The organism is Aminobacter sp. DSM 101952 (assembly GCF_001424795.1).
In the GTDB taxonomy this organism is placed as follows: Bacteria; Pseudomonadota; Alphaproteobacteria; order Rhizobiales; family Rhizobiaceae; genus Aminobacter; species Aminobacter aganoensis.
In genome coordinates, this window is record NZ_LMCL01000001.1 from 232880 (window position 1) to 258596 (window position 25717).

General features: G+C 64.4%; 27 protein-coding genes and 1 pseudogene. 9 read left to right on the plus strand and 19 right to left on the minus strand.

The window, feature by feature from the left end:
* Window positions 1-99: 99 nt before the first annotated feature.
* Window positions 100-1014: a PhzF family phenazine biosynthesis protein gene (locus ASC75_RS01135; RefSeq protein WP_055969470.1), complete on the minus strand. Its 915-nt coding sequence runs from the start codon at window positions 1012-1014 to the stop codon at window positions 100-102.
* A gap of 174 nt (window positions 1015-1188) precedes the next feature.
* On the opposite strand from ASC75_RS01135, the gene ASC75_RS01140 reads away from it, so the two are divergent.
* The 3 genes from ASC75_RS01140 to ASC75_RS01150 are packed head-to-tail and all read left to right on the plus strand — an operon-like array spanning window position 1189 to window position 4415.
* Window positions 1189-2487, plus strand: coding sequence for an efflux RND transporter periplasmic adaptor subunit (locus ASC75_RS01140; RefSeq protein WP_055969473.1), 1299 nt, complete (start codon window positions 1189-1191; stop codon window positions 2485-2487).
* Between the two features lie 8 nt (window positions 2488-2495).
* Window positions 2496-3200, plus strand: a complete 705-nt coding sequence (locus ASC75_RS01145; RefSeq protein WP_055969475.1) for an ABC transporter ATP-binding protein — start codon at window positions 2496-2498, stop codon at window positions 3198-3200.
* Between the two features lie 3 nt (window positions 3201-3203).
* On the plus strand, window positions 3204-4415 hold the full coding sequence (locus ASC75_RS01150) for an ABC transporter permease (RefSeq protein WP_055969478.1): 1212 nt from the start codon (window positions 3204-3206) through the stop codon (window positions 4413-4415).
* Between the two features lie 2 nt (window positions 4416-4417).
* Here the strand turns inward: ASC75_RS01150 and ASC75_RS01155 are convergent, their stop codons facing one another.
* The 3 genes from ASC75_RS01155 to ASC75_RS01165 all read right to left on the minus strand — a co-directional run bounded on the left by ASC75_RS01155 (window position 4418) and on the right by ASC75_RS01165 (window position 6784).
* Window positions 4418-4873, minus strand: a complete 456-nt coding sequence (locus ASC75_RS01155) for a cupin domain-containing protein (RefSeq protein WP_244487726.1) — start codon at window positions 4871-4873, stop codon at window positions 4418-4420.
* Window positions 4874-4946: 73 nt separating this feature from the next.
* Window positions 4947-5660: a hypothetical protein gene (locus tag ASC75_RS01160; protein ID WP_055969483.1), complete on the minus strand. Its 714-nt coding sequence runs from the start codon at window positions 5658-5660 to the stop codon at window positions 4947-4949.
* An 11-nt stretch (window positions 5661-5671) separates the two neighbouring features.
* The gene (locus tag ASC75_RS01165; protein ID WP_055969486.1) at window positions 5672-6784 is read right to left on the minus strand and encodes an endonuclease/exonuclease/phosphatase family protein; all 1113 of its coding nucleotides are present in this window, start codon (window positions 6782-6784) and stop codon (window positions 5672-5674) included.
* 170 nt (window positions 6785-6954) lie between these two features.
* Between ASC75_RS01165 and ASC75_RS01170 the strand changes: the two genes are divergently transcribed.
* Window positions 6955-7470, plus strand: coding sequence for a BA14K family protein (locus tag ASC75_RS01170; protein ID WP_082496338.1), 516 nt, complete (start codon window positions 6955-6957; stop codon window positions 7468-7470).
* 115 nt (window positions 7471-7585) lie between these two features.
* A complete protein-coding gene (locus ASC75_RS01175; RefSeq protein ID WP_055969492.1) occupies window positions 7586-7879 on the plus strand; it encodes a PilZ domain-containing protein in 294 nt (97 codons plus the stop codon).
* A 136-nt stretch (window positions 7880-8015) separates the two neighbouring features.
* Here the strand turns inward: ASC75_RS01175 and ilvC are convergent, their stop codons facing one another.
* From ilvC to ASC75_RS01205, 6 genes and pseudogenes are all read right to left on the minus strand, one after another.
* Window positions 8016-9035, minus strand: a complete 1020-nt coding sequence (gene ilvC / locus ASC75_RS01180) for a ketol-acid reductoisomerase (protein WP_055969494.1) — start codon at window positions 9033-9035, stop codon at window positions 8016-8018.
* 24 nt (window positions 9036-9059) lie between these two features.
* Complete coding sequence (locus ASC75_RS01185) at window positions 9060-9713, minus strand: TetR/AcrR family transcriptional regulator (protein ID WP_055970605.1); 654 nt, start codon at window positions 9711-9713, stop codon at window positions 9060-9062.
* 253 nt (window positions 9714-9966) lie between these two features.
* Window positions 9967-11070, minus strand: coding sequence for an OmpA family protein (locus ASC75_RS01190; protein ID WP_244487727.1), 1104 nt, complete (start codon window positions 11068-11070; stop codon window positions 9967-9969).
* A 51-nt stretch (window positions 11071-11121) separates the two neighbouring features.
* A pseudogene (locus ASC75_RS01195) lies at window positions 11122-12371 on the minus strand (NAD(P)/FAD-dependent oxidoreductase).
* An 84-nt stretch (window positions 12372-12455) separates the two neighbouring features.
* Window positions 12456-14372, minus strand: a complete 1917-nt coding sequence (locus tag ASC75_RS01200) for a potassium transporter Kup (RefSeq protein WP_055969497.1) — start codon at window positions 14370-14372, stop codon at window positions 12456-12458.
* Between the two features lie 105 nt (window positions 14373-14477).
* Entirely contained in the window at window positions 14478-15218 is a 741-nt protein-coding gene (locus ASC75_RS01205) for a pyridoxine 5'-phosphate synthase (protein ID WP_055969500.1), read from the minus strand.
* 127 nt (window positions 15219-15345) lie between these two features.
* Between ASC75_RS01205 and ASC75_RS01210 the strand changes: the two genes are divergently transcribed.
* A complete protein-coding gene (locus ASC75_RS01210) occupies window positions 15346-15744 on the plus strand; it encodes an STAS/SEC14 domain-containing protein (RefSeq protein ID WP_055969501.1) in 399 nt (132 codons plus the stop codon).
* A 46-nt stretch (window positions 15745-15790) separates the two neighbouring features.
* On the plus strand, window positions 15791-16663 hold the full coding sequence (locus ASC75_RS01215; protein WP_055969503.1) for a hypothetical protein: 873 nt from the start codon (window positions 15791-15793) through the stop codon (window positions 16661-16663).
* A 115-nt stretch (window positions 16664-16778) separates the two neighbouring features.
* Here ASC75_RS01215 and ASC75_RS01220 read toward each other — a convergent pair whose 3' ends face one another.
* From ASC75_RS01220 to nthA, 6 genes are all read right to left on the minus strand, one after another.
* Entirely contained in the window at window positions 16779-17906 is a 1128-nt protein-coding gene (locus ASC75_RS01220; RefSeq protein WP_055969505.1) for an ATP-dependent RecD-like DNA helicase, read from the minus strand.
* Window positions 17907-17953: 47 nt separating this feature from the next.
* The gene (locus tag ASC75_RS01225) at window positions 17954-18349 is read right to left on the minus strand and encodes a type II toxin-antitoxin system VapC family toxin (protein ID WP_055969507.1); all 396 of its coding nucleotides are present in this window, start codon (window positions 18347-18349) and stop codon (window positions 17954-17956) included.
* Window positions 18346-18594 carry a type II toxin-antitoxin system VapB family antitoxin gene (locus ASC75_RS01230; RefSeq protein WP_055969510.1) on the minus strand — a complete coding sequence of 83 codons (249 nt, stop codon included), beginning with the start codon at window positions 18592-18594 and terminating at the stop codon, window positions 18346-18348. Before ASC75_RS01230 ends, ASC75_RS01225 begins: the two co-directional genes overlap by 4 nt.
* Window positions 18595-18963: 369 nt before the next feature.
* Window positions 18964-19329, minus strand: coding sequence for a nitrile hydratase accessory protein (locus ASC75_RS01235; protein ID WP_055969514.1), 366 nt, complete (start codon window positions 19327-19329; stop codon window positions 18964-18966).
* Window positions 19316-19975: a nitrile hydratase subunit beta gene (gene nthB, locus ASC75_RS01240; protein WP_055969517.1), complete on the minus strand. Its 660-nt coding sequence runs from the start codon at window positions 19973-19975 to the stop codon at window positions 19316-19318. The genes ASC75_RS01235 and nthB overlap by 14 nt, the downstream gene beginning before the upstream one ends.
* A complete protein-coding gene (nthA, locus tag ASC75_RS01245) occupies window positions 19972-20586 on the minus strand; it encodes a nitrile hydratase subunit alpha (protein ID WP_055969520.1) in 615 nt (204 codons plus the stop codon). The genes nthB and nthA overlap by 4 nt, the downstream gene beginning before the upstream one ends.
* Window positions 20587-20685: 99 nt before the next feature.
* Here nthA and ASC75_RS01250 point away from each other — a divergent pair, with 99 nt between their 5' ends.
* Both ASC75_RS01250 and ASC75_RS01255 read left to right on the plus strand, forming a co-directional pair.
* A complete protein-coding gene (locus tag ASC75_RS01250; RefSeq protein ID WP_055969524.1) occupies window positions 20686-21966 on the plus strand; it encodes an SDR family oxidoreductase in 1281 nt (426 codons plus the stop codon).
* A gap of 3 nt (window positions 21967-21969) precedes the next feature.
* A complete protein-coding gene (locus ASC75_RS01255) occupies window positions 21970-22443 on the plus strand; it encodes a DUF2269 domain-containing protein (RefSeq protein WP_055969526.1) in 474 nt (157 codons plus the stop codon).
* On the opposite strand, the gene ASC75_RS01260 is transcribed toward ASC75_RS01255, so the two are convergent.
* The 3 genes from ASC75_RS01260 to ASC75_RS01270 form a co-directional block, all read right to left on the minus strand.
* Complete coding sequence (locus ASC75_RS01260) at window positions 22444-23040, minus strand: LysE family translocator (RefSeq protein WP_055969529.1); 597 nt, start codon at window positions 23038-23040, stop codon at window positions 22444-22446. It lies immediately after the preceding gene.
* 131 nt (window positions 23041-23171) lie between these two features.
* Window positions 23172-23744, minus strand: coding sequence for an acetolactate synthase small subunit (gene ilvN / locus ASC75_RS01265; protein WP_055969532.1), 573 nt, complete (start codon window positions 23742-23744; stop codon window positions 23172-23174).
* 77 nt (window positions 23745-23821) lie between these two features.
* Window positions 23822-25606 carry an acetolactate synthase 3 large subunit gene (locus ASC75_RS01270; protein WP_280137921.1) on the minus strand — a complete coding sequence of 595 codons (1785 nt, stop codon included), beginning with the start codon at window positions 25604-25606 and terminating at the stop codon, window positions 23822-23824.
* Window positions 25607-25717: the final 111 nt, after the last annotated feature.

Consider the following 25717-nt stretch of genomic DNA (forward strand, 5'->3'; position numbering starts at 1 on the left):
CGACCGGTAAACCGACCGTGGCCGGCATATAGCCAAGCCATTTTGCGCTGTCCACCCCACCAGTCGTTTTTTCTTCAAGTCGGCAAAAATTCCTTCGCTTCAGACCAAGAGAACGCCTTCTGCGGTCCTCACGGCATGCCCGCCGATGCGCGCGGCGACGAGATTTCCACCCGAGACGTCCAGTTCGAGCCTGATTCTCGACGGCCGGCCCATTTCGATTCCCTGTTCGATCCAGAATCGCTGCCCGCCATCGGTCGGCCTGTCGAAGTTCATGATCGCACCGGCAAAGGCGGCCGCCGCCGAACCCGTGGCCGGATCTTCGTAAGACGGGCTGCCCGGCACCATCATGCGGGCATGGAAGGCGCTGGTGTGGTCGATCGTCTCGCGGCAGTAGACATAGGCGCTGGCGACAGCGAATTCGCTCTTCTTCGGCGAAAACTCGAACCAGGCCTCGTTGTTGAACCGGATCTTCGATGCAGCCTGAAGGTCGGCGACCGGCACCGTGATGTAGGGTACGCCCGCCGACCACAGCGACACGCGATGGTTCTCGAAGCCGATTTCATGCGGCCCGAGCCCGAGTGCCGCCCCGATCGCCTCGGCATCGGCCGACAGCGGCAGTTGTTCCGGCAGCTTCGGCAGGTCGAATTCGGCGAACAGTCCGGAACCGACCTTGTCGACCGCGCATCGCACCAGGCCGATGTTCTCTTCGAGCACGAAAATGCCGGCGAGATCGCCACTCTTCTCCATCTCCGACAAGGCGATGGCCGTGCCGACCGTCGGATGGCCGGCAAAGGGCATCTCGTAGTCGGGCGTGAAGATGCGTACCCGCGCCTTGTGCTTGGGATTGTCGGGCGGCAGAACGAACGCCGTTTCCGACAGGTTGAATTGCCGGGCGATCGCCTGCATCCCAGCCGAATCGAGCCCCTTCGAATCGACGACGACGGCCAGCGGGTTGCCCGCAAGCCTGTCCTGGGTGAAGACGTCGTAAATAAAATACTTGCGTCCGATCGTCATGTTTGCTCCTTCTGCTGCCGGCAACATGAGCGAAATTTAATTTGAATTCCGGGACAACACGGCCGATCTGTGATCCTAGAGCATGACCCCGAACGGTGGGAAACGGTTTCGGAAAGATCATGCTCGAGCAACAGGCTCTAAGTGGGTTTTCTCGAGCCATCAAAGGGGTCTGGCTTGGACCAGTTGGTAAATCGTCAGGATCAGGCGAGCACGCCATCCATCGAGACGGCACTCGGCCTCGATGGCAATGGCCGCACAACGCGTCGGCGCAAGGGCTGGCTCTGGCTGATTCTGGCTGTGATTGTCGTCGCCTTGGCCTATGCCGCCTTCTCCTGGCTCGGCACACCTTCCGAGCGCATCGTCTACACCAGCCAGCCGGCCGAGGTCGGCGACATCACCGTCGAGGTCTCCGCGACAGGTAACCTGCAGCCCCTGACCCAGGTCGACATTTCGAGCGAACTTTCGGGCGTCGTCCGTTCGGTCGCCGTCGTCGAAAACCAGCAGGTCAGGAAAGGCGACGTGCTGGCCGCGCTCGACACCACCCGGCTTTCCGCCCAGATCGAACGTGCCCAGGCTTCGGCAAAGGCGGCTGCCGCCAAGGTCGAGGATACGCGCACGACATTGTCGCAGAATGCGCAGGCCTTGACCCGGGCGCAGGAACTGACACGCCGCGGCATGGCCACCACCCAGGCGCTCGAAGCAGCCACCGCCGAACGCGACCGCGCCCAGAGCGCGCTCGACATGGCGGAGGCCAACCTCGCCATCGCCGAGGCCGACCTCAAGCTGCAGCAGGCCGACCTTGCCAAGAGCAGCATCTATGCCCCCATCGACGGTGTCGTGCTGACGCGTTCGGTCAACCCGGGCCAGACAGTCGCCTCCTCCATGCAGGCGCCGGTGCTGTTCGTGCTCGCCGCCGACCTGTCCAAGATGGAGCTCAAGGCGGCGGTCGATGAGGCCGACATCGGCACGGTCGCCAAGGGTCAGCACGCGCGCTTCACCGTAGATGCCTTCCCCGACCGCAGTTTCGACGCCTCGATCCGCGACATCGCCTATGCCTCGGTCACCACCGATGGCGTGGTCACCTACAATGCGTGGCTCGATGTCGACAATGACGAACTGTTGCTGCGCCCGGGCATGACCGCCACCGTCTCGATCGTCACGCGCGAGGCCAAGGACGTCCTCACGGTGCCGGCGACGGCATTCCGCTACCGACCCACCCCCGCCGCACGCAACTCCGGCTTCAGCCTGCAGAACGTGTTCCTGGGCCGGCCATCGCGCGGACCGACCGATCGCAGCCGTCCAGCCTCGACCCCTGCCGACGGCTCGCGCACGCTCTATGTCCTCAAGGACGGCGCACCGGTTGCGGTCCGGGTCAAGACCGGGGCCACCGACGGCGACCGCACGGAGATCGTCTCCGGCCTCAATGCCGGCGACCAGGTCGTCACCGCCTCGAATTCGTCGCGGGCGAATTGAGAACCGACATGAGCCCGGCTCCGCTCATCGTCTTCGACAAGGTCTGGAAGACCTACGGCCAGGGCGAGGCTGAGGTGCGCGCGCTTGCCGGCATCGATCTTGCCATCGGCCAGGGCGAGTTCGTCGCCATCATGGGTCCGTCCGGCTCGGGCAAGTCGACGGCGATGAACATCGTCGGCTGCCTCGATACCCCGACCTCCGGGCGCTACGGCTTCATGGGCGTCGACGCCGGCCGGCTCGATCGCAACCGGCGTGCGGAACTGCGCAATCTCTACATCGGCTTTGTCTTCCAGGGCTACAATCTGCTGCCGCGCACCACGGCGGTGGAAAATGTCGAGCTGCCGCTGATCTATCGCGGCGTTCCGGCCCAGGACCGGCGCGCTTTGGCCATGAAGGCACTGGCCGAAGTCGGCCTCGAGGACCGCGAACACCACACCCCGGCCGAACTGTCCGGCGGCCAGCAGCAGCGCGTCGCGATCGCGCGTGCCATCGTCACGCGGCCGACGCTGCTCGTCGCCGACGAACCCACCGGCAATCTCGACACCGCCCGCAGCCACGAGATCATGCAACTGCTCACCCGCCTCAACGAGGAGTACGGGCTGACCATCGTCATGGTCACGCACGAATCCGACATCGCCGCCTATGCCGGCCGGACCATCGCCTTCCGCGACGGCCACGTCGCCTCCGACACCAAGAAGCTCGAGGCGGCATAGGCGATGATCTGGGAAACCGTCCGCCTTGCCCTTCGCTCGGTCCGCCGCAACGCGCTGCGCTCGTTTCTGACCCTGCTCGGCATCGTCATCGGCGTCGCGGCCGTCATCGCCATGCTGACCATCGGCAGCGGCACGACGCAGAAGGTGAAGGCGGACATCTCGCAACTCGGCAGCAACCTGCTCATCGTCCGCTCCGGCCGCCCCGCCGCCCCCGGTTCGGGGCCGCAGCAGACGATCCGGCCGCTCGGCGAAAAGGAAGTCGCCGCCCTGGCGGCCCATCTCGAAGGCGCCCGCGCGGTCTCGCCGGCGTCGCAGAAGCAGGTGCGCGTCGTGTTCGGTACCGAGAGCCTGACCTCCTCGATCACCGGCACCGACAACGCCTATCTCGACGCGCGTGACTGGAAGGTCACCTCGGGCCGTTCGTTCAGCGAATCGGAAGTGCGCGGCGGCATCAATGCCTGCCTGATCGGTGAAACCGTGCGCCGGCAGTTTTTCGGCGCCGGCGACCCCGACGGCGCCAGCATCCGCATCGGCCGCATGAGCTGCAAGGTCGTCGGCCTGCTCGAACCCAAGGGTTATTCCGGTTTCGGCCAGGACCAGGACAATGTCGTGTTGATGCCGCTGTCGGCCTTCCAGCGCCGCATCGCCGGCAATCGCGACATCGAAACGATCTATGTCGCTGCCGACGACGCCACGCCGACCCAGGTGGTGCAGACCCGCATCGAAGACATCATGCGCGACGTCAGGCGCGTCACCGCCGACCGCGAGGACGATTTCTCGGTGCGCGACATGACCCAGATTGCCGACGCCATGGCCAGCGCCACCGCCACGATGACCGGCATGCTCGGTGCCGTGGCCGGGGTAAGCCTGCTCGTCGGCGGCATCGGCATCATGAACATCATGCTGGTGTCGGTCACCGAGCGTACGCGCGAGATCGGCATCAGGCTGGCCATCGGCGCGCATGAAAAGCACATCTTGATCCAGTTCCTGGTCGAAGCGACGGTGCTGTCGCTGCTCGGCGGGCTGATCGGCATCGCCATCGGCCTGGCACTGGCAGGTGCCGCGTCGCTGGCGCTGTCGATCCCGTTCGTGCCCAGCCTGGCCGTGGTGCTGCTCGCCGTCGGCTTCTCCGCGCTGATCGGAATGGTGTTCGGCTTCTTCCCGGCATTGCGAGGCGCCCGCCTCGATCCGATCGAGGCCCTGCGCCACGAATAGGGCTACTGCTTCAGCACCGTGTTGGACGTGCCTTCCTCGACCTGGTCGATGACGAGCAACTGGACTGGCTCCGCGCCGACATTCGCGCCCTGGTGCCACTCGCCGATCATTTCGACGATGAAGTCGCCCTTCTTGTAGCTGGTGCTCTTGCCGGTCTCGACGTTCGTGACCTCGAGGTTCCCGGCCAGCACGTAGGCGTAGCGCGCGGACGGGTGCTCATGCACGGGCAGCTTGGCGCCTGGCGGTATCTCGAAGGATGACACCAGCACCTGCACGTTCTTCTGCGGCAGCACGATCGGCTGTCCGCTCGCCGTCGTGGTCACCGACGCCAATGGCGTCACGACGACCTTTGCGCCTGGATTGCCGCTGTCGAGCGCTTGCAACCCGCTGCTGGACAACAGCATCGCCGTCGAAACCACGATCGCCGCGTAGCCGCTGCGAAGCATCGATGTGACCATGAAATCCCCCCTTGGAATATCACCGACAGTGCGCCTGGCGCGCACCGTCAGCAAGAGGGTGTGGGTGAGACGGCTAGCGCCGGGAGAAATGCCATTCCACCAGAGGGCGCATATGCGGCATCAGGCCCTCGGGCAGGTCGTCCATGCCGCGAATGATCACCGGCCCTTCGATCTCGGGGGCGGGATCGTCGGCAACGAACCTGGCTATCTGCGCCGCCACCTCGTCGGCCGTTGCCGCCAGGCGGTAGCAACGCACGATGGCCGTGCCGCTTTCCACCGAAAGCGCATGGCAGCGTTCCTCACGGCTGGCCGTGCCAAGGTCGAGGCCGGTCTCCTCGCGCACCTCGCGCGCCATGTTGTAGTCGAGGTCGACGAGGCCGTCGCGAAAGTCCTCCGGCTCAAAGGAGCCAGCGGCAAAGTACACCTTGCCGGCATTGGCCGTATGCGCGCCCATGCGGATCGCCACCAGCTTATCGTCGCTCGAAATCAGCATGGCATGCGCGAAAGCGTGCTCGGCGCTCGTCACCGGCTTCAGTCTGCGCCACAGCATGAAGGTCGAGTAGCGGATGGCATGGCATCGGCCGGTCAGCCGGTTGTCGCCGTAGGCGAGTTCCGACAGGAGCACCACCGTGCCGTCGAAAAGCGCTGGCCGCGCCGCTTTCTCCGCCGCCCAGTTTGCGGCGATGGCTTCGGCATTGTCGCGCTCGAAGGGATGCGGCTCCGCATCGAGGCGCACGTCGACCACGTCGACCGGCAGGATCTGGTTGCGCGGAATGTCGAATGCCAAGGCTTGGCCTCTCAGGTGATGTCGAGGGTCACGGCCACCGGACAGTGGTCGGAGGCCTTGGGCCTGTCCCAGCCGGCGCGCGGATAACGTTCCACCTCCTGCCCCGGCGGGAAGATGGTGCGCCAGGGCTGTCCGCGTCTGACGATGTCGGGTACGGCTTGGCCGTTTGCCTTCGCCAGCGCCGGCGACAACAGGATGTAGTCGAGCTGGCACAGGTGCCGCTCGAGCGGCCCGCGCGTATGGTAGAGCGTCCAGCGCTCCATCTCGGGTCGTCTCTCGACGACATTTTCGGCAAAACCGTCGGCCAGGAACACGTCGAGGCATGAGGTGGTCTCTTGGACCGGCGTGAAACTGTAGCCCTGATAGGCATCGCCGCTGATGACCACCCGCTCGCGGTAGTCGTTCATGTCGCCGCAGATCACCCAGCGCCGCTCGCCGACATGGTCCTTGCCGAAGCGGTCCTCGATGATCCGCCGCACCGCCTTGGCCTCGGCGATGCGGATCGGCATCGTCGCATCACGGCCGTTCAGCCCGTTTCGCGGCGAGCCCATCGACTTGAAGTGCACCGAATAGATGGTCAGCGGCTTGCCGCCGATCTTGACGTCGATCTCGAGGCAATCGCGCCGGAAGATGCGCTCGAACGGCTCCTGCCCGAGTGCTGCGAGCTCAGGCGTATGCAGCCCGAACTGCTCAAAGGTGACATGGGCGTGGCTGGTCATGCGCACGAATTCGATCGGCTGGCCGTGCGCCGTTTCGGCCCGCATCATCACCGCCACGTCGATGCCGCGCGAATCATTGCCCGAGGTGGTGTATTTGTGCTGGTAGCCCTGCCCCACCATCTTGAAGAGATAGCCGTACTCGAACGCCTTCAGCGCTTCGATGTTGTCGACCTCCTGCAGGCAGATGATGTCGGCGCGGGTCTCGGCGATCGCGAGCGCCGTCAGCTGGCGCATGTCGTCGGCGTGCGCGATGGCCCGCGCCTGCTCCAGCAACCGGTACTCGGCCTCGCTGCGGATCTCGAACAGCGCAAGCGTTCGATCCTCGTTGAGCTGGTTGCGGTAGCCGGAATAATCGAACCTGTTCATCAGGTTCTCGACATTGAAGGTGGCAAGGCGCAGCGACATGGCGCGAGCATTGCCTTCATGTCGGCCCAAACACAAGAGCGCAAACAACGGGACGGCGGGAACCCTCGCCGTTCATTGCACGTTCAGGCTGAGAAGCCGAACATGTGTGATCTCCATCGAAGATTGGGGGCATGGGGCCTTTGACATTCGAACGTCAGGAGACGACGAAAATGAAACTCTCATCCTTCTTGCGCTCAGGTATGCTCGCATTCGGCCTTGTTGCCGGCCTGCCGCTGGCAGCGTCGGCCGGTCCGATTGGTCTTGGTCAGCTGCCGGCGGCTCCCCGGGCGGCCACGAACATCATCCCCGTCGCCAGTCAGCTCTGCGAAATCCGTGGTGACTGCCGTCGCTATGGCCGCCGCGACGGCTGGCGTGGCGACAATTGGCGCCACAACAACTGGCGCGGTGATCGCTGGCGCGACGACCGGCGCTGGCGGCATCGTCCGCACCGGCGTAATTGGGGCGGCACCGGGATCTATCTGAATTTCGGCATCCCGGCCTACCGCTACGACGAGCCGCGCTACTACCAGCCGCGCTACGTGCAGCCTCGCCGTGTCTATCGCGGCGGCCTGTCGTCGGTGCATGTCAGGTGGTGCTACGACCGCTATCGCTCGTACCGCGCCTGGGACAACACGTTCCAGCCCTACAACGGGCCGCGCCAACAGTGCTGGTCGCCCTATAGCTGACGCTCAGGCGGCGCCGGCAAGGTGGGCGCCGCCCCAAAAACCTCGTGTTTACATGTCCACGCTAGGACCCTCCGCAGCGTGCGGTCGTTTGCCTGCACGCGCATGGACCGAGCGAATGAGCGACGACGCAGAAATCAACAACCGGCGCGAGCACCGCAATCGCGTGCTCAAGGGCGCCACCATCATCACCGGTGTCGCCAATTCGGAAATCAGCGTCACGGTGCGCAACATGCACCAGAACGGCGCCGAGCTGCGCGTCAGCGCCGACGCGCGCGTGCCCGAGCGCTTCCTGCTCTATGTTCCGGTCGATGGCATCGGCTACCGCTGCGTCGTGCGCTGGCGCAAGAACGACCGCGTCGGCGTGCAGTTCGAAGGCACCGAGCCGAAACCGGCCTGGCACTACGGCTGATCCCCCCGCAACGACAAAGGCCGACGGACTGCCCCGCCGGCCTTTTTTGAGTCTGGCGCCGAACGCCATGGAAATCCGGAGCAATTCGCCACTGCCGCGCTGAAGGCTGCGGCAGGAGCGAATTGAGACGGGCTTCTTAGTTCTTGGTCTTGTCGACCAGCTGGTTCTTGGCGATCCAGGGCATCATCGCGCGCAGCTTGGCGCCGACTTCCTCGATCTGGTGGCTGTCGTTGTTGCGGCGGATGCCCTTGAAGCGGGCCGCACCCGAACGGTACTCCTGCATCCAGTCCGAGGTGAACTTGCCGGTCTGGATGTCCTTGAGGACGCGCTTCATCTCGGCCTTGGTCTCGTCGGTGATGATGCGCGGACCGGTCACGTACTCGCCCCACTCGGCGGTGTTCGAGATCGAGTAGTTCATGTTGGCGATGCCGCCCTCATAGATCAGGTCGACGATCAGCTTCACTTCGTGCAGGCATTCGAAATAGGCCATTTCGGGGGCATAGCCGCCCTCGACGAGCGTCTCGAAGCCGGCGCGGATCAGCTCGACCAGGCCGCCGCAAAGCACGACCTGCTCGCCAAACAGATCGGTTTCGCACTCTTCCTTGAAGTTGGTCTCGATGATGCCCGAACGGCCGCCGCCAACGCCGCAGGCGTAGGACAGGCCGAGATCGAGCGCGTTGCCCGAGGCGTCCTGGTGAACGGCGACCAGGCACGGCACGCCGCCGCCCTTCTGGTACTCGCCGCGCACGGTGTGGCCCGGGCCCTTCGGCGCAACCATCAGCACGTCGACGGTCTTCTTCGGCTCGATCAGGCCGAAATGCACGTTGAGGCCGTGCGCGAAAGCGATGGCGGCGCCGTCGCGGATGTTCGGAGCGATCTCGTCGCGATAGATGTCGGCCTGCAGTTCGTCAGGCGTCGCCATCATCATCAGGTCGGCCCACTTGGCAGCTTCCGCAACCGTCATGACCTTGAGGCCGTCGGCTTCGACCTTCTTGGCGGTCGCCGAGCCGGCCTTGAGGCCAACGACGAGTTCCTTGGCGCCCGAATCCTTGAGGTTCAGCGCGTGCGCGCGGCCCTGGCTGCCGTAGCCGATGATGGCAACCTTCTTGCCCTTGATCAGGTTGAGATCGGCATCACGATCGTAATAGACACGCATTGGTGGGTTCCTTCCCGGTTTAGATTAGAGGGCCCTGGGCCCGGTTTTCGCTCCGTGGAGAGCAAGAAACTGCTGCGTTGCACGCGCGGCATCGCCGTCGATCCCCGCAGCAGTCAATTCCAGCCGGTCGCCGAGCAGCAGACGTATCTGCACGTCCCGCGCGACCAGCCCGAAAAAGGTTCGGAACGCCTCCTCGGCGTCGTCGAATTCGAGAAGCCCCGCCTCGCGGCCCGCTTCCAGCACCGGCTTGAGCCTGCGGCCGAGAGCAAAACGGCCACGCTCGAGCACGATAGCGCCAAGGTCGCGTTTGTCCGAGCCGGCATGCACGACCCCCACGCGGTTGAGCGCGATCGACGTGTCGCTTGAGATCACCCTAAGCCAATCGGAGGCGAAGCGCTCGAGAATTGCCGTCAGCGAGACCAGGTCCAGTCCCTTGCGGTCGACCGGTGGCACCCGCACCTTCGAGGCCTGCCACTGCACAGTGGCCGTCAGCAAGCCGTCGCGGTCGCCGAACCATTTGTACAGCGTCTCCTTGGAGCAGCTGGCGCGCCGGGCAACGGCGGTCATGGTCAGCCGGTCACCTTCTTCGACGAGCAGGCGCAGCACCGCGTCAAGCACGTCCTGCTGACGCGCCGTCGGCCCCTCGCCTTCCATCATCTCGGTGACTGCCTGCAGCATCTTCGCCTGCCGTGGATCGTGGCCCGGCGCGCCCTGCGGCACCGTACCGTACGTTACGGTTCGGCTTATGCCGCAAATTTCATGGCCTCGCAATGGGCAAGTTCGCCTTGCCGGAATTTAGTCGTCAGGGCCGCGAAATCGGAAAACGCCTATGCCGCCCTCAGTCCGACGAAAACGCCCGGCAACCGCGCAATCGCACACACCTGCGTTGCCGCGCGAACGCCGCTTCCGTGTTGGCCAGATGCGCCGGAGGCTAGTTCAACTTGACCAGCGCAACGCGCCGGTTCTTGGCCCGCCCCTCGTCATTGTCGTTGCTGGCGACCGGTGCCATCATCCCGGCCCCTGCCGCCGTCAGGCGCCCACCGTCGATGCCGAATTGCGAAACGAGGGCGGATTTCACCGCAGCGGCGCGGCGATTGGAGAGGTCGACGTTGTAGTCGAACTTGCCCTGGTTGTCGGTGTGGCCGACGACAGCCACCGCAAGTGCCGGATTGTCCCCCAGCAGCTTGGCGATCTCCTTCAGCGTCGGATCCGATTCGGGCTTGATGTCGGCCTTGTCGATGTCGAAAAAGATGCCGTAGAGCGAGATGGCGCCGCTCGCAGACAATGAATCCGCCATCTTGGCCGCTTCCACCAGAACCATCCTCTTGTCACGCGCCTTGGGCTCCAGCACATGCACGATGGCGATCGTGCGCGCATTCAGCTCCTTGCAGTAGAGATCGTCGAGCAACTGGAACGTCTGCATCGTGACATATGCGTCGCCGCCGTCGCGTGGAACCTTGGCGGTGAAATAGCGCTGGTCAGCGACCCCTGACGAGGCCACGCACGCGGCATTCGAAAATGCCTCCACCCCGAGTTCGCTGTCATAGAAGAAGTTCATCATCAGGCTCATGTCACCGCCGCCGCTCGAAGCCGAGCGCGAGGCGTCGCCGCCGCACTCCTCCTTCTTGCATTCGAAGACGACTTCGCCGCCGGCAGCCTGCACCACGTCCTGGTAGTTGCGCAGCACTTCGAGCGGCGAACGGCCGTCCGGCAGCACATAAAAGAGGCGGGTGAGCGAACCCTCGACCTCTTCCGCTTTTTCCGGCTTGAACACGGAATTGTTGTTCTTGTCGCGTTTGTCGGTGTCGGGATCCGCCTTCAGCGGCGCCAGTGGCACGCTGAAATCTGTGTAGTCGAGCTTCTGGTAGTAGACGATGAACGCGCCTTCATAGCGCTTGGCGAGCGCATTGTCGGCAGCACCCTCGATGTCGGCAGTGGGAATTGTCGCATCCGCCAGCGCCGGCATGCAGCCCAGGGCAAGCAGGACTGCCGCCGCCACCACCTTGCGAATTCCGCGCAGCATGAACCCCGACATCACAGCCCCTCGGTTGAATGTGACGCAACGTAGCCACAACCGCAGCATGGCTCAAGCCGGGATTCGAGCAGCCCCCTCTTCGCCGCGGCTCGTCCAATCCGCCTCCTCGAGCCCCGCCGGCGCGAACGGATCGATCAGCGTGCCGGCGACGATGGAAGCAAGAAGCTGTGGCATCGGCGGGATCCTGGCGACGGTCGCAACGAGACTGTCCCGCAGAAACGGCAAAAGCATCGAGTCCGACTGGTAGAACGGCGTGAAGACCAGCGAGAGCGCCTGGAACAGCGCCACGCCCGGAGATAGCTGGCAAGCGCCGCGTCCACATCGCTTGCCTGCCTCAGGGCATAGGCGAGCGATGCCGCGTCGAGCAGAGCCATGTTTGCGCCCTGCCCCAGTTGCGGGCTGGTCGAATGCGCGGCATCGCCAATGACGGCAAAGCCCCGCGCTGCCGGTTGCGCCAAGGTGAAGTGGCCATAGCGGGCCAGCGTCAGTTGCTCGAAATCCTCGATCTGGTCGAGATAGGCCTGACTCTCCGGCCACAGCCTTGCCACCTGGGCCTTCCAGGCAGCCAGGCCGTCGGCTTGCACGCGTTCGGCGTCGGTCGGCTTCAGGCTCCAGAAGAACGCCGCCATCTTGCGCCCCTCCGCTTCCGCGCGTCCGATCGGCAGGACACCGATCATCACGCTGGCGCGGCGATAGCGCTGGGCCAGCGCATGTTCGTCGAAGCCTTCGCCGTGCCAGTCGAGCGAGGTCCAGAATGCACCATAAGCGAGCGGCTTTGGCTCCCCAGCGAGGCCGGCACTACGGCGCAGCTTGGAGCGCGAACCAGTGGCGTCCACGACGAGATCGAATGACCCGAGGCCGCGCCCCTTGTCGTCGACAAGCCGGGTTCGCCCGCCAGGCTCCACCGCATCGAGTTCAACGTCGGTGACAACCTCGATGCCCACCCGTTGGGCCGCGCGATAAAGCGTGCCGAACAGAACCGCACGATGCACGGCGACGCCGAAGCGTCCGCCCGGACGCGCATCGTAGCGGACGTCGAGCACGGTCCGCCCGCTCGCCGCATCCGTGCCATGCAGCCGGTCGATCCGGCTGCCAAGCATGCGAATTTCATCGATCAGGCCCATATCGTCGAGCACCGTCAATCCGGTCGGCTGCAGGATAAGCCCAGACCCTAATGGCCTCGGCTCGGCAAAGCGTTCGAAAACGGTAACGCGATTGCCATCCCGCTGCAGGTAGAGGGCCGCGGCAAGCCCGGCCGGCCCGGCGCCGGCAATTGCTATGTGAAGATTTCGACCGTTCATGCGCACCCCATCCGCGGCAAAATTCACGGATGGCCGCGCTTTGGCAATGCTACACTTCGCCCTAGCCAAGGTCCGGCAAGGACGTCAGATCGAGACCTGGGTGCCGACCTCGACCACACGCCCGGTCGGAATCTGGAAATATTCGGTCGCATCTGCCGCAGTACGCGCCAGCCCGATGAACAGCCTGTCCTGCCATGCCGGCATGCCCGAATTGGGTGACGCCTTGAGCGAGCGGCGCGACAGGAAGAACGACGTCGTCATGATGTCGAACTTCCAGCCCTGCTTGCGGCAGATGGCCAGCGCCTTGGGAATGTTTGGCTGCTCCATGTAGCCGAACTTCAGCTTCACGCGCATGAACAGCTCGTTGACCTGCTCCATCTTGACGCGTTCGCTATCAGGCACGATCGGCTGCTGCGCCGTCACCACCGACAGGATGACGTTCTGCTCGTGCAGCACCTTGTAATGCTTGAGGCTGTGCATCAGCGCGGTCGGCGCGCTGTCGGGGTCGCTGGTCAGGAACACTGCGGTGCCGGGCACCAGGTGCGGCTTCTTCTTGATCAGGCTGCCCGCCAGGAAGTCGAGCGGGATTTCGTTCTTGCGGGTCTTGTCGAAGAGATAGCGGCTACCGCGCACCCAGGTCCACATGATCAGGACGATGGTGAAGGCGACGGCCAGCGATGCCCAGCCGCCGTCAAACACCTTGACGATGTTGGACGCGAAGAAGCCGATGTCGATCAGGCCGAAGATCGAGATCGCCACGACGACGACGGCGGCCTTCCAGCGCCAGATGCGTAGCATCACCACCGACAGCAGCAGCGTCGTGACCAGCATGTTGCCGGTCACCGAAATGCCATAGGCCGAGGCGAGCGCGCTCGACTCGCCGAAACCGACGACCAGCAGCATCACCACCAGGGCCAAAAGCAGGTTGACGCGCGGCATGTAGATCTGGCCCTGCGTCGTCTCCGACGTGTGCTGGATGACCAGGCGTGGCAGCATGTTGAGCTGCACGGCCTGGCGCGTCAACGAATAGGCGCCGGTGATCACCGCCTGGCTGGCGATGACGGTCGCAGCCGTCGCCAGCACCACCATCGGCACCAGCATCCAGCCCTCGTTCATCTCGAAGAACGGATGGCCCACCGTGCCGTTGTGCGAGAGCACGAAAGCGCCCTGCCCGACATAGTTGAGCAGCAGGCAGGGAAAGACGATGCACAGCCAGGCCAGCACGATCGGCCGGCGGCCGAAATGGCCGAGGTCGGCATAAAGCGCCTCGGCGCCGGTCACGGCGAGGAAGATGGCGCCGATGGTGACGAACGACACCTCCGGCTGGTTGACCAGGAACTTCACGATGTAGATCGGGTTGACCGCCAGCAGGATTTCGGGGTCGTCGGCGATGTGGACGATGCCGGAATAGCCGATGGCCAGGAACCAGACCAGGGTGATCGGCCCGAACACGGTTGCCACGCCGCCGCTGCCGAAGCGCTGGACCGAAAACAGCGCCGCCAGGATCACCAGCGTCAGCGGCACGACATAGGGCTGGAACGCCGGCGTCACGACATTCATGCCCTCCACCGCCGAAAGGACGGAAATCGCGGGCGTGATCACCGCATCGCCATAAAACAGCGCAGCGCCGACCATGCCGAGCGCCAGGATGATACCCGACCGCTTGGGCAGGCTGCGCCGCGCCAGCGCCATCAGCGACAGCGTTCCGCCCTCGCCCCGGTTGTGCGCCCGGAGCACGAACATGACGTATTTGACGGTGACGATGATGGTCAGCGCCCAGATGATCAGCGACAGCACGCCGAGAATGTCTTCGCGGGAAGCGACCTCGCCGCCGGCCGACGCCACCAGGGCCTCGCGGAAGGCGTAGATCGGGCTCGTGCCAATATCGCCGAAGACGACGCCGAGCGCACCAAGCACGAGAATCCTGATGTCGTGGGAATGGCCGTCCGTCTGGACCGCCTGCCCGCTCGTGTTCGCCTTGTCAGGGCCGGCATCGGTCATGGACGACTCTCCGTGAAGCCGCGGGGCTCTACGCTTGCTGCAATGCAAAAGCAACAGCTGTTTTGCGACAGCTAATGTTCAACCCTTGCAGCCGGCGCATGCGTTCTACCACCCGCAGGCCTTCAGATATCGCTTGATCGTACCGGTCATGCCGTATTCCAGCGCATCTGCCGTCAGGCCATGGCCGATCGACACTTCCGCCAGCTTCGGGATGCCGCGCATCAGCAGTGGCAGGTTGTCCACGACCAGGTCGTGGCCGGCATTGACCGCGAGGCCGGCAGCGATGGCGGCATCCGCGGTTTTACCGAGCATTTCCAATTGCTTCTCTGCCCCGGCGGGATCGTCGTGGCAGGCGCCATAGGGCCCGGTGAACAGCTCGATCCGATCCGCGCCGGTATCGCGCGCAGCGTTGACACCGGAAGGATCGGCGTCGGCAAACAGGGAGACACGGAACCCGCCCTTCTTGAGCCGCGCCACCACCGGCTTCAGCAGCCCCGCCTGGGCGGCAAAGTCCCAGCCGTGGTCGGAAGTCGCCTGCGACGGATCGTCCGGCACCAGCGTCACCTGTTCCGGCTGGTGCTTCTCGACCAGTTGGAGGAAATCCTCGCTCGGATAGCCTTCGATGTTGAATTCTGCCTTCGGAAACTCGTCGTCGATCAGCGCCCGCAGCTCAGGCACGTCGGAAAAGCGGATGTGCCGCTGGTCCGGACGCGGATGCACGGTCAGCCCATGCGCGCCGGCGGCAAGTGCCAGCCGGCCCAGGCCGGTCACGCTGGGCCATGGCAGGTCGCGCCGGTTGCGCAGCATGGCGATGGCATTGACGTTCACGGAGAGCTTGGCGGGCATCGGCAACTCACGGCAAATCTTGAGACGAACGCACCTAACACGCCTTGGCCGGGAACAGAGAGCGCTTTTATGTGTTCCAATGTCGTTGCAGCCAAAAACCGCCAGAAGGCCAGCGAGGAGGACACCAATGAAATCCATGGATGCCCCACCGCCTTTCCGGCGCATCGACACCGACAACAGCGAGGTTTTTGCCTTTGAGATCGTCGGCCATTTCACCCAGGCCGACATCGAAAACGCCTATGGCCTGCTCGACGCGGCCTACGAAGGCCATGAAAAGATCGACGTTTTGCTGCGAGCATCGGGTTATGACGGCTTCGACTGGTCGGCGCTTTTCGATCCTCTTACCTTCAAGGGCAAGATGAAGGCACTGCACCATATCAGGCGCTATGCGCTGGTCGGCGGCCCCGCCTGGATGGGCCCGGTCGTCGGCCTGTTTGCGCCGCTCACTTCGATCGAAACCAGGCATTTCGGCGATGCCGACGAGGCCGAGGCATGGCAATGGCTTGGCGCAAGGCCAGTCGAATAGCCTGCGGTCACACTCCGGTCACGGCCGCGCGCCAGACAGCTCCATCATGCCCAGCATCCGCATCATAGATTCGATCACCGCCCCCGGCTCCATCAACCGCCCGAACGAGGACAGCGCCGGCGGCAACGCCACCTGCGCCTTCGTCATCGACGGCGCCACCGGCCTCGGCGGCGCCAGCCTCGTCGGCCTGCATGGCTCGGACGCCGCCTGGCTGGCCCGTTTTGCCCGGAGCACCTTCGAAGAACTGGCTCGCAACGGCCGCCCGATGGCCGATGTCGTGCGCGAACTCAACCAGCGCGCCGCCAATGTCGTGCACGAGGCCGCGCCGGCGCTGCCGATCGAGCCGTGGAACCTGCCGGTGGCAAGCTTCCAGATGGTCCGGATCGAAGGCGACGAGATCGTCACCCACGGCCTTGGCGACTGCCGGCTGTTCCTGCTCGGCGCGAACGGCAGCACCCTCAGCACCTGCGCCATCAAGGGGGCGTCCGCCCAGGAGCGCGACGGCGCACGCGCGGCCATCGCTCATGCCGGCGGATTTGCCACCCATCAGGCCTTGGCCGATGCTCCGGGCGTGCGCGAGGAACTGCGCCGCCACCGCGCCGGCTACAACCGCGTCGGCGGCTCGGTCTGGACGCTTGGCATCGAGCCGTCTGCCGCCGAGCATCTCGTCACCGAAACGCTCGCGTCCTCCCTTCCGGCCAGGGGTCTTCTCTGCAGCGACGGCTTCGCCGCCCTCGTCGATCAATACGGCCGCTACGACGCCGCCGGATTTGTAGCTGCCGCAAGCACCGCCGGCCTTGCTCCGCTGCTTGAGGAATTGCGCCACATCGAGCTGACCGAAGACCCCGACGGCAAGCAGTTTCCCCGCTTCAAGGTCTCGGACGACGCGACGGCGGTTCTGTTCGAGATCGTAACCTGACGGCGAGCGGGCGCTCAGCTCCACCCGACGGCAACGACGCATTTCGACAGCCGAACGGGCCTTGCAGTCGAGCAGCGGAAGCGCAGGCAACGGCCCTTTTCGTGCGGCCGTATCCCTACCGGACGACGGTCAGCCGTTCGGCCGCACGGGTAATCGCCGTATAGAGCCAGCGCTGGCGCGTGTCCTTGAAGGCCCAGCTCTCGTCAAACAGCACGACATTGTTCCACTGCGAGCCCTGCGCCTTGTGCACCGTCAGTGCGTAGCCATAGTCGAAGTCGTCGTATCGCTTCTTGGTGCCCCAGGGGATTTCCTCGTCCGGGCTCTCGAACACCTGCTTCAACAGCTTGATCTTGGCGACGCCGCGGTCGGGATCGTCTTCCTCCGGCGCCACCAGAAGATTGATGCCGGGCTTCACCGTCTCGCGCGACGAGGTCATCACCTTCCACAGCGAGCCGTTGAGCAGGCCCTTGGCCGGGTCGTTGCGCAGGCACACCAGCTTGTCGCCGGCCTGCGGATAACCGGCGGTGAAGCCCTTGAGCTCGCGCAGCCGCTGGTTGTAGCGCCGGCGCGTCCGGTTGGTGCCCACGAGCACCTGGTCGGCGCCCAGCACCAGATCCTGGTTCACGTCTTCCTTGCCGATCACCTGCGCGGTGCCGTAGTCGCCGCGCATGAACTCACGGCCCTCGCGCACGTCCAGCGCCAGACGGAGGATCGGGTTGTCGCGTGCCTGGCGATGGATCTCAGTGAGCAGGAAGTCCGGCTCGTGTTCGGTGAAGAAGCCGCCGCCCGAAATCGGCGGCAGCTGCGCCGGGTCGCCGAGCACCAGCACTGGCGTGCCGAATGTCAGGAGATCGCGGCCGAGTTGTTCGTCGACCATCGAGCATTCGTCGATGACCACGAGCTTGGCCTTGGCGATCGGGCTCTGGCGGTTGAGCGAGAAGGTCGGCGACATCGAGGTCTTGCCGGTCGCTTCGTCGGCAATCGCCTCCTCGCCCTTCGGCCGATAGATCAGCGAATGGATGGTGCGCGCATTGGTGGCGCCCTTCGAGCGCAGCACCTGGGCGGCCTTGCCGGTGAAGGCGGCGAACTGCACCTGGCCATCGACATGCTCGGCGAAATAGCGCGCCAACGTCGTCTTGCCGGTGCCGGCATAGCCGAACAGGCGGAAAACCTGCGGCTTTCCCGATTTGAGCCACCGCGCCACGGCCTGCAGCGCATCATCCTGCTGAGGTGAGAATTCCATGGGCTTGACTGACAGGATTCGGACGCGAAGGGCAAGGGATTTGCCGATCAGGCGAGATCGGTTTGGGCGAAATCATTGCCCTTGTAAATCAACGGAACGCCAGAGCGGATTGCTGCAGCATAGGAAAAACAATCGCCGAAATTCAGCCGTGCCGGATGGCCGGAACCTTTACCGTAGCGCTCATATACTTGAAGGGCTGTGATGTAGGTGTCGGCCTCTACCGGCTCAATTGCGATGCGGGCGCGCGCCAAAAAGTCATGAACGACAAACGTAATCTGGTCTATCGGCACCCGCCGAATGCGGCAGAGCGCCACCACTGTTTCGAACATCACAAGTGGAGACGTGAAATGCGGCGGTTGCTTTTCAAGCTGCGCAGCAATTGCCTCGCCCTCGGGTTCGGCAGCAATCAGCGCCACAAGAGCGGAGCTGTCCACGAAGCTCACTCGGCGTCCTCCTCGCCCCAAAGACTGTCATAAAATTGCTTGTCGGCAACCTCGCCGGTCAACGGGTATGCGCTAACCTTGGCCCGCAAGTCGGCCGTACGCTCCCACAGTGACTGCTTGCTGTTTTCAGCGGCCAAGGCCTCTTCGACAGCTTCCCGTATCGCCTCGGTAATCCCTATCCCTCGCCGGTTGGCGAGATCGCGGACAAGTCGATCCGTCTCTTCATCTCTTACGTGCAAAATCATATCAACACAACCTTACGGTGTCAACACATCGATTGTATCGTATATACCATCGGAACACAATAAGAACATCCAACCTTCCAGAACGCCTCATCGAGCGGCGTGCTAGCGTCTCCGTGGCGCGCCCCGTCTGGCATTGTAGTGAGGCGGAAAGGCCAACCTCTGCGTGACGGAGGCCTCGCCAGCCGACGGCAAGCGGACTTTCAGCGCTCGGCAAAGGGCTTAATCGTTGCCCCTCCCAGAGGGATTTATACCCTCCGATACCATGGCTTCAGAATTCTTCACCAATGCCCGGGGCAACGATCTTGCCAAATCGCAGAAGCTCGCCGGCAATCAACTGGTAGCAATTGCCGACATGGCTTTCGGCTGTCGTTACAAACCGGAATGCTTTTTCGGATCGTTCTCCAGCAGGATCGGCTGGCCATGCGGCGTGGCATGCGCAGCCCGCTCCCAGGCGGCGGCGACCGCATCGACCTCGTCGCGCCCGGCGAACCCCTTCTCCGCCATCAACCGCTCGAGCGCGGCAAGCCATCGCTCGTAGTAGTCGCTTCCGTCGGCGGCAGCACCGGGTTTTTTCACTTCTGCCGACAACCGCTCGGCCCATTCCGCCCAGGTGAACAGGCCTCGCTCGTGCAAGGCGACCACAATGGCGAAAGCTTCGGCCTGCCACGGCTCGGCGAAGACCGGTGCGTCGACGCCCTCTGGCCCGACTGGCAAACCCGCCTCATGCCGGCTCAAGATAACTCTCCCAGGCGTCGATGCTGACTTCGAGTGTCGGGTCGGCACCCTCGCCCCACAATTCGCTTGCTGCGAACACCACCGTGTAGAGCCACTGCGGGTTCTCGCCCTTGCCATGCGCATTGGTGTCGGGGAACACATAGCCCTCGCGCACCGCGTCGATCACGCCTTCCTTGCCACGGGCATAACGCGGCAGGCGGGTGTGGCCGGCGGGGTGAAAGTTCCTGGTCCGCACGCGTTGCCCGACAGCAAAAATCACCGGTGCGGCGACCGGCCGGTCGCAGGGTCCGCCCTTTGCCAAAGCGGCCGGCACGTTTTCCGCCTTCAGCACCCGCTTGGGTGTCGCCGCCGGATCGACGGCATCGCCGACCGCGAAGTCGTTGGCTGTCACGAAGTTGTGCCGCTTGAGCAGCGTTTCCAGCCCCTTGATCCAGATTTCGTAGTAGCTCGACGCATAATAGTCGACGGGGTGCAGCGATTCCCGCGCATGCCGGCTTTCGTCGATGTTCCAGGCACCCATGGCACCGGCCGTCAGCGTCACGCCGAGCGCGCGCTTTTCCCATTCGGCATGAAAACAGGGCTCGTCCTTTTCAGGTGCCACCGGGCCAAAGCCCATCTGGCCGCCGAGATCCTGGGGGCCGTTCATGCAGCCCCCCGCGCAACGCCGGTGCCGATCATCGAGTCCCGCGTCACCAGTTCGGCCAATTGCGCCTCGCTCCAGCCTTCGGTGCCGTCGGGACGCTGCGGCACGACGAGGTAACGCAGCTCCGCGGTCGAATCCCAGACGCGGATCTTTTTGTCCCTGGGCAGCGTCAGGCCGAATTCCTCGAGCACGCCCCGCGGATCGATCACCGCCCGCGAACGGTACGGCGGCGCCTTGTACCAGACCGGCGGCAGACCAAGCACCGGCCACGGGTAACAGGAGCACAGCGTACAGACGACCAGATTGTGGGTCTCGTCGGTGTTGAACACCGCCTGCATGTGCTCGCCCTGGCGGCCGGTGAAACCGAGCGAGGCGATCGCGGCGGTCGCATCCCGCTTCAGCCAGTCGGCGAAGTCGGGCTCGTTCCAGGCCCTCGCCACCACGGCAGCGCCGTTGCGTGGGCCGACCTTGGTCTCATAGGTGTCGACGATGACGTCGATCGCTGCCGGGTCGATCAGCCCCTTGCGGGTCAGGATCGTCTCCAGCGCCCGCACCCGGGCAGCCATCGGGTCCAGTTCATTGTCATGATGGTCGTGGTCATGATCGTGTGACATGGTCGAAAGCTAAGCCCACGCGCGGTGCTGCACAAGCCTCCGCCCCTTGGTCCAGCCCTGTGTTTGCGCCACTGGCCCGACGCCCGCTATCGTCGCCGTATGCGGGTTCTGATTCTGGGCGGCAACGGTTTCATCGGGGCGGAAGTGGCGCGGTCGCTGGCGGCACGCGGACTGTCCGTCACGGCACTTGCGCGAGACACGGCGACTGCCGCCCGCCGCCATCAGGGGATCCAATGGGTCAAGGCCGACCTGGCGCACTTTCTGCGACCAGAAGATTGGCGCCCGTTGCTGAAGGAAATCGACGCCGTGGTCAATTGTGCCGGAGCGTTGCAGGACGGTCCGCGTGACAATGTCGCCGCAGTCCAGTTCGACGCCATGAGCGCGCTCTATGGCGCCGCCGCACCTTCGCTGCGTATCTTCGTCCAGGTCTCGGCGCGCACCGACGACGTCGCCACTGACACTCCGTTCTTCGCCACCAAACGCCGGGCCGACGCGGCCCTTCGCGCTTCCGGCCTGCCATTTGCCATCCTGCGCCCGGCCGTCGTCATCGGCCGGACGGCGCATGGCGGTTCCGCGCTCCTGCGCGCACTGGCCGCATTCCCGGTCATCACCCCGCTGGTCTTTGGCCAGAGCCGGATGCAGTTCGTGTCCCTCGACGATGTCACTGACGCCGTGTTCGATGCCCTGTCAGGCGACATCGCGCCAGGCAGCGACATCGACCTTGCAAGCGATCAGACGCTCTCGCTCGCCGAGGCCGTGGCCGTCCACCGCCGCTGGCTCGGCCTGACTGAAACGCGGACCGTGCGCTTGCCCGGCCTGTTCGCCCGCCTCACCGCACATATTGCCGATCTTCTCGGCCGTCTTGGCTGGCGCTCGCCCTTGCGTTCGACCGCCCTCGAAGTGGCAGCCGGTGGCATAAGCGGCCACGCACGGGATTCCGGCCGACGCCTCCTTACGCTGGCCGCAGCACTCGACCTCTACCCCGCCGGGGTGCAAGACCTCTGGTTTGCCAGGCTCTATCTGCTCAAGCCGGCGATGTTTGCAACGTTGAGCCTGTTCTGGCTGCTGTCGGGCATCATCGCTCTGCTGCGCTTCGACGTTTCGGCGGCACATCTGGTTTCAGCCGGCGCGACGCCCACACTCGCAGCCATCGCCACGGTGGGCACCAGCCTTGCCGATATCGCTCTGGGAATGGGTGTTGCCATCCGCCGCCACGCCAGGGCAGCGCTGATCGGCATGGTAACCGTGTCGCTCGGCTATCTCGCGGCTGCCACCGTGCTGGCGCCAAGCCTCTGGGCAGACCCGCTCGGGCCCCTGGTCAAGGTCCTGCCGTCGATCGCGCTGACACTCGCAGCGCTTGCCATCCTGGAAGAGCGCTGAGTCATGGAAGAGCTGCTGCGCCTTGTCCATGTCGTCGGCGCTGCGGTGCTCCTGGGAACCGGTGCCGGCATCGCCTTCTTCATGGTGATGGCCCATCGCACCCGGGACCCCGCAATCATCGCCCATGTCGCAGGAACCGTTGTTATCGCCGACTTCCTGTTCACAACGACGGCCGTCGTCCTGCAACCGGTCTCGGGAGCCTGGCTGGCACATGAGGTCGGATGGTCGCTCAGCGAAGGCTGGCTGCTTTGGTCGCTGGCGCTTTACGTCTTCACCGGCCTGTTCTGGCTGCCGGTCGTGTTCATCCAGATCGAGCTGCGCAAGCTTGCCCGCCAGTCCGCCGCCACCGGCAGGCCGCTGCCGGAACGCTATGACAGGCTTTACCGCATCTGGTTTGCCTGCGGCTTTCCGGCCTTCCTCGCCGTCATCGCCATATTCTGGCTGATGCTGACGCGGCCGGCGATCGAATTGTTCTGACTATTTCAGCATCGGCCACAACGTCGCCGCCAATAGCAGGCCCATGCCGATGTTGAACCATTTCAGCCGTACCGGATCGGCAAGAAACCCGCGCAACACCATGCCAAATCCGGCCCAGCTCGACACGCTTGGCAGGTTGACCAGGGCAAAGGCTCCGGAAATCAGGAGGACGGAGAGAAACGGCGATTCCGGGCTGGTGTAGACGGCCATGGCAGTCACGGCCATCACCCATGCCTTGGGATTGACCCACTGGAACGCTGCGGCCTCGAGAAATGTCATCGGCCGCGCCTGCGCCTCGCCATCCTTGCCGAGCGAACGCGACATGCCGATGCGCCAGGCGAGATAGAGCAGATAGGCGCCGCCGGCAATCTTGAGGCCACCATGCAGCATCGGAAAGGCAGACAGCACCGCTCCGAGGCCGAAACCGACGCCAAGCAGCAGTGTCAGGAAGCCTATGCCGATGCCCAGCATGTGCGGGATGGTACGCACGAAGCCAAAATTCACGCCCGAGGCAAGCAGCATGAAGTTGTTCGGCCCCGGCGTGATCGAGGTCACGAAGGCATAAACGAGCAGTGCCAGAAACGCTTCGGACGACATACGGCCTCCTCTGAATACGTCAGCAGTATTGTCTCTTTTTTAGGGGCGCGGAAAAACCAGGTCCGGGCGGATCTTTGTACCAGCTGCTGTCTGCAAGAAAGGTTGGCGGCGACCGAAGTCGCCGACCCCGATCACATTCCCTGCGGGCCGCGGTTCATCGCCGCCACGCCGGTGCGGCAGACCTCGACCAGGCCGAGCGGCTTCATGATGGCGATGAACTGCTCGATCTTCGACACCTTGCCGGTCAGCTCGAAGATGAAATGCTCGGTATTGGCGTCGATCACCTTGGCGCGGAAGGCGTCGGCCAATCTGAGCGCTTCGACGCGGGCGTCGCCGGTGCCGGAGACCTTGACCAGCGCCAGTTCGCGCTCCAGCGCGCCGCCGGTACCCAGTTCCTGCGCCGTGACGGTCAGGTCGACGACCCGGTGCACCGGCACGATGCGCTCGAGCTGGTGCTTGATCTGCTCCAGCACGTGCGGGGTGCCGCGCGTCACGATGGTGATGCGCGACAGGTGCTTCTCATGCTCGGTTTCGGAGACGGTCAGGCTCTCGATGTTGTAGCCGCGGCCGGAAAACAGGCCGATGACGCGGGCAAGCACGCCCGGTTCGTTGTCGACCAGCACCGATAGGGTGTGGATTTCCGGCTTCTCGGTTTCCTTGGCGATGAAATAGGCCGAACCGGTGGGTTGTAGCTGTGCGTTCATAGAATGATTCTCGATCTCAGGCGGTTGCGCCAACTCGTTGATTGTGCGGCCTTCTTCGGAAGGCCGCACGCGATCCGTCAGACCAGTTCGCGGCCCTTGGCGTCGATGGCGTTGGCCACCGCCTCATCGGTCGCCTCGTCCGGCAGCAGCATCTCGTTATGCGCCTTGCCCGACGGGATCATCGGGAAGCAGTTGGCGAGCGTGGCCACGCGGCAGTCGAAGATCACCGGTTTCTTCACCGAAATCATCTCCTTGATGGCATCGTCGAGCTCATCGGGCTTTTCGCAGCGGATGCCGTGGCCGCCATAGGCTTCCGCCAGCTTGACGAAGTCGGGCATCGCCTCGGTGTAGGAATGCGACAGCCGGTTGCCGTGCAGCAGCTGCTGCCACTGGCGCACCATGCCCATGTAGGAGTTGTTGAGGATGAACACCTTGATGGGCGCATCGTACTGGAGTGCCGCACTCATCTCCTGGATGCACATCTGGACCGAAGCGTCGCCGGCAATGTCGATGACCAGCGCCTCGGGATGCGCGATCTGCACGCCGAGTGCCGCCGGCAGGCCATAGCCCATCGTGCCCAGGCCGCCGGAGGTCATCCAGCGGTTCGGCTTCTCGAAGCCGTAATGCTGGGCAGCCCACATCTGGTGCTGGCCGACTTCCGTGGTGATGTAGGTATCCAGGTGCTTCGTGTTCTCGTAGAGCCGCTGGATGGCATATTGCGGCATGATCACGTCGCTGTTGGGCTTATAGGCATAGCTGTCGCGCGCGCGCCACTTGGCGATCTGTTCCCACCATGGATAGAGCGTCTTCTTGTCCGCCTTGGCGGTCGCCCGCCACAGCCGCACCATGTCTTCCAGCACCCGACCGACATCGCCCAGGATCGGCACATCGGCGCGCACGTTCTTGTTGATCGACGACGGGTCGATGTCGATGTGGATCTTCTTCGAGTTCGGCGAGAACGCGTTGAGACGGCCGGTGATACGGTCGTCGAAGCGCGCACCGACGCAGATCATCACGTCGCAATCATGCATCGCCATGTTGGCTTCGTAGCTGCCGTGCATGCCCAGCATGCCGAGCCAGTTCTTGCCCGAAGCCGGATAGGCGCCCAGGCCCATCAGCGTCGAGGTGATCGGGAAACCGGTCAGGTCAACCAGTTCGCGCAGCAGGTGGCTGGCCTCGGGACCGGAATTCACCACGCCGCCGCCGGTATAGATGATCGGCCGCTTGGCCCCCGCCATCAGTGCGACCGCTTCCTTGATCTTTTCCAGGTCGCCCTGGACCTTGGGCTGGTAGGACGTGCGCGGCGCGGTCTGCGGCGGCGTATAGATGCCCTTAGCGAACTGCACGTCCTTGGGAATGTCGACCACGACCGGGCCGGGGCGGCCGGTGGTGGCGACATGGAAAGCCTCGTGCAGGATGCCGGCCAGGTCATTGACGTCCTTCACCAGCCAGTTGTGCTTGGTGCACGGCCGGGTGATGCCGACCGTATCGCACTCCTGGAAGGCGTCGGAGCCGATCAGCGAGGTCGGAACCTGGCCGGTGATGCACACCAGTGGGATCGAATCCATCAAGGCGTCCTGCAGCGGCGTCACCGCATTGGTGGCGCCCGGCCCCGAGGTCACCAACATCACGCCTGCCTTGCCGGTCGAGCGGGCATAACCCTCGGCGGCGTGGCCGGCGCCCTGCTCGTGGCGCACCAGGATGTGCTGGACGTCGTCCTGCTGGAACAACTCGTCATAGATCGGAAGGACGGCGCCACCGGGATAGCCGAAGAGGTGCTGGACGCCGTTGTCCTTCAGCGCCTGCACCACCATCTCGGCGCCGGTCATTTCGCGTCGTCCGCTGTCACTATGTCCGCTCATCGGTCCGTCCCGTCTTCCTTTTCGCCGTTCTCGGCGGTTGCTGCTCGTTTAGTCCTGTTTCGGGCAATAAAAAAGGCCCCCGAGGGAGCCTTCACATTTGCGCATGGGGGA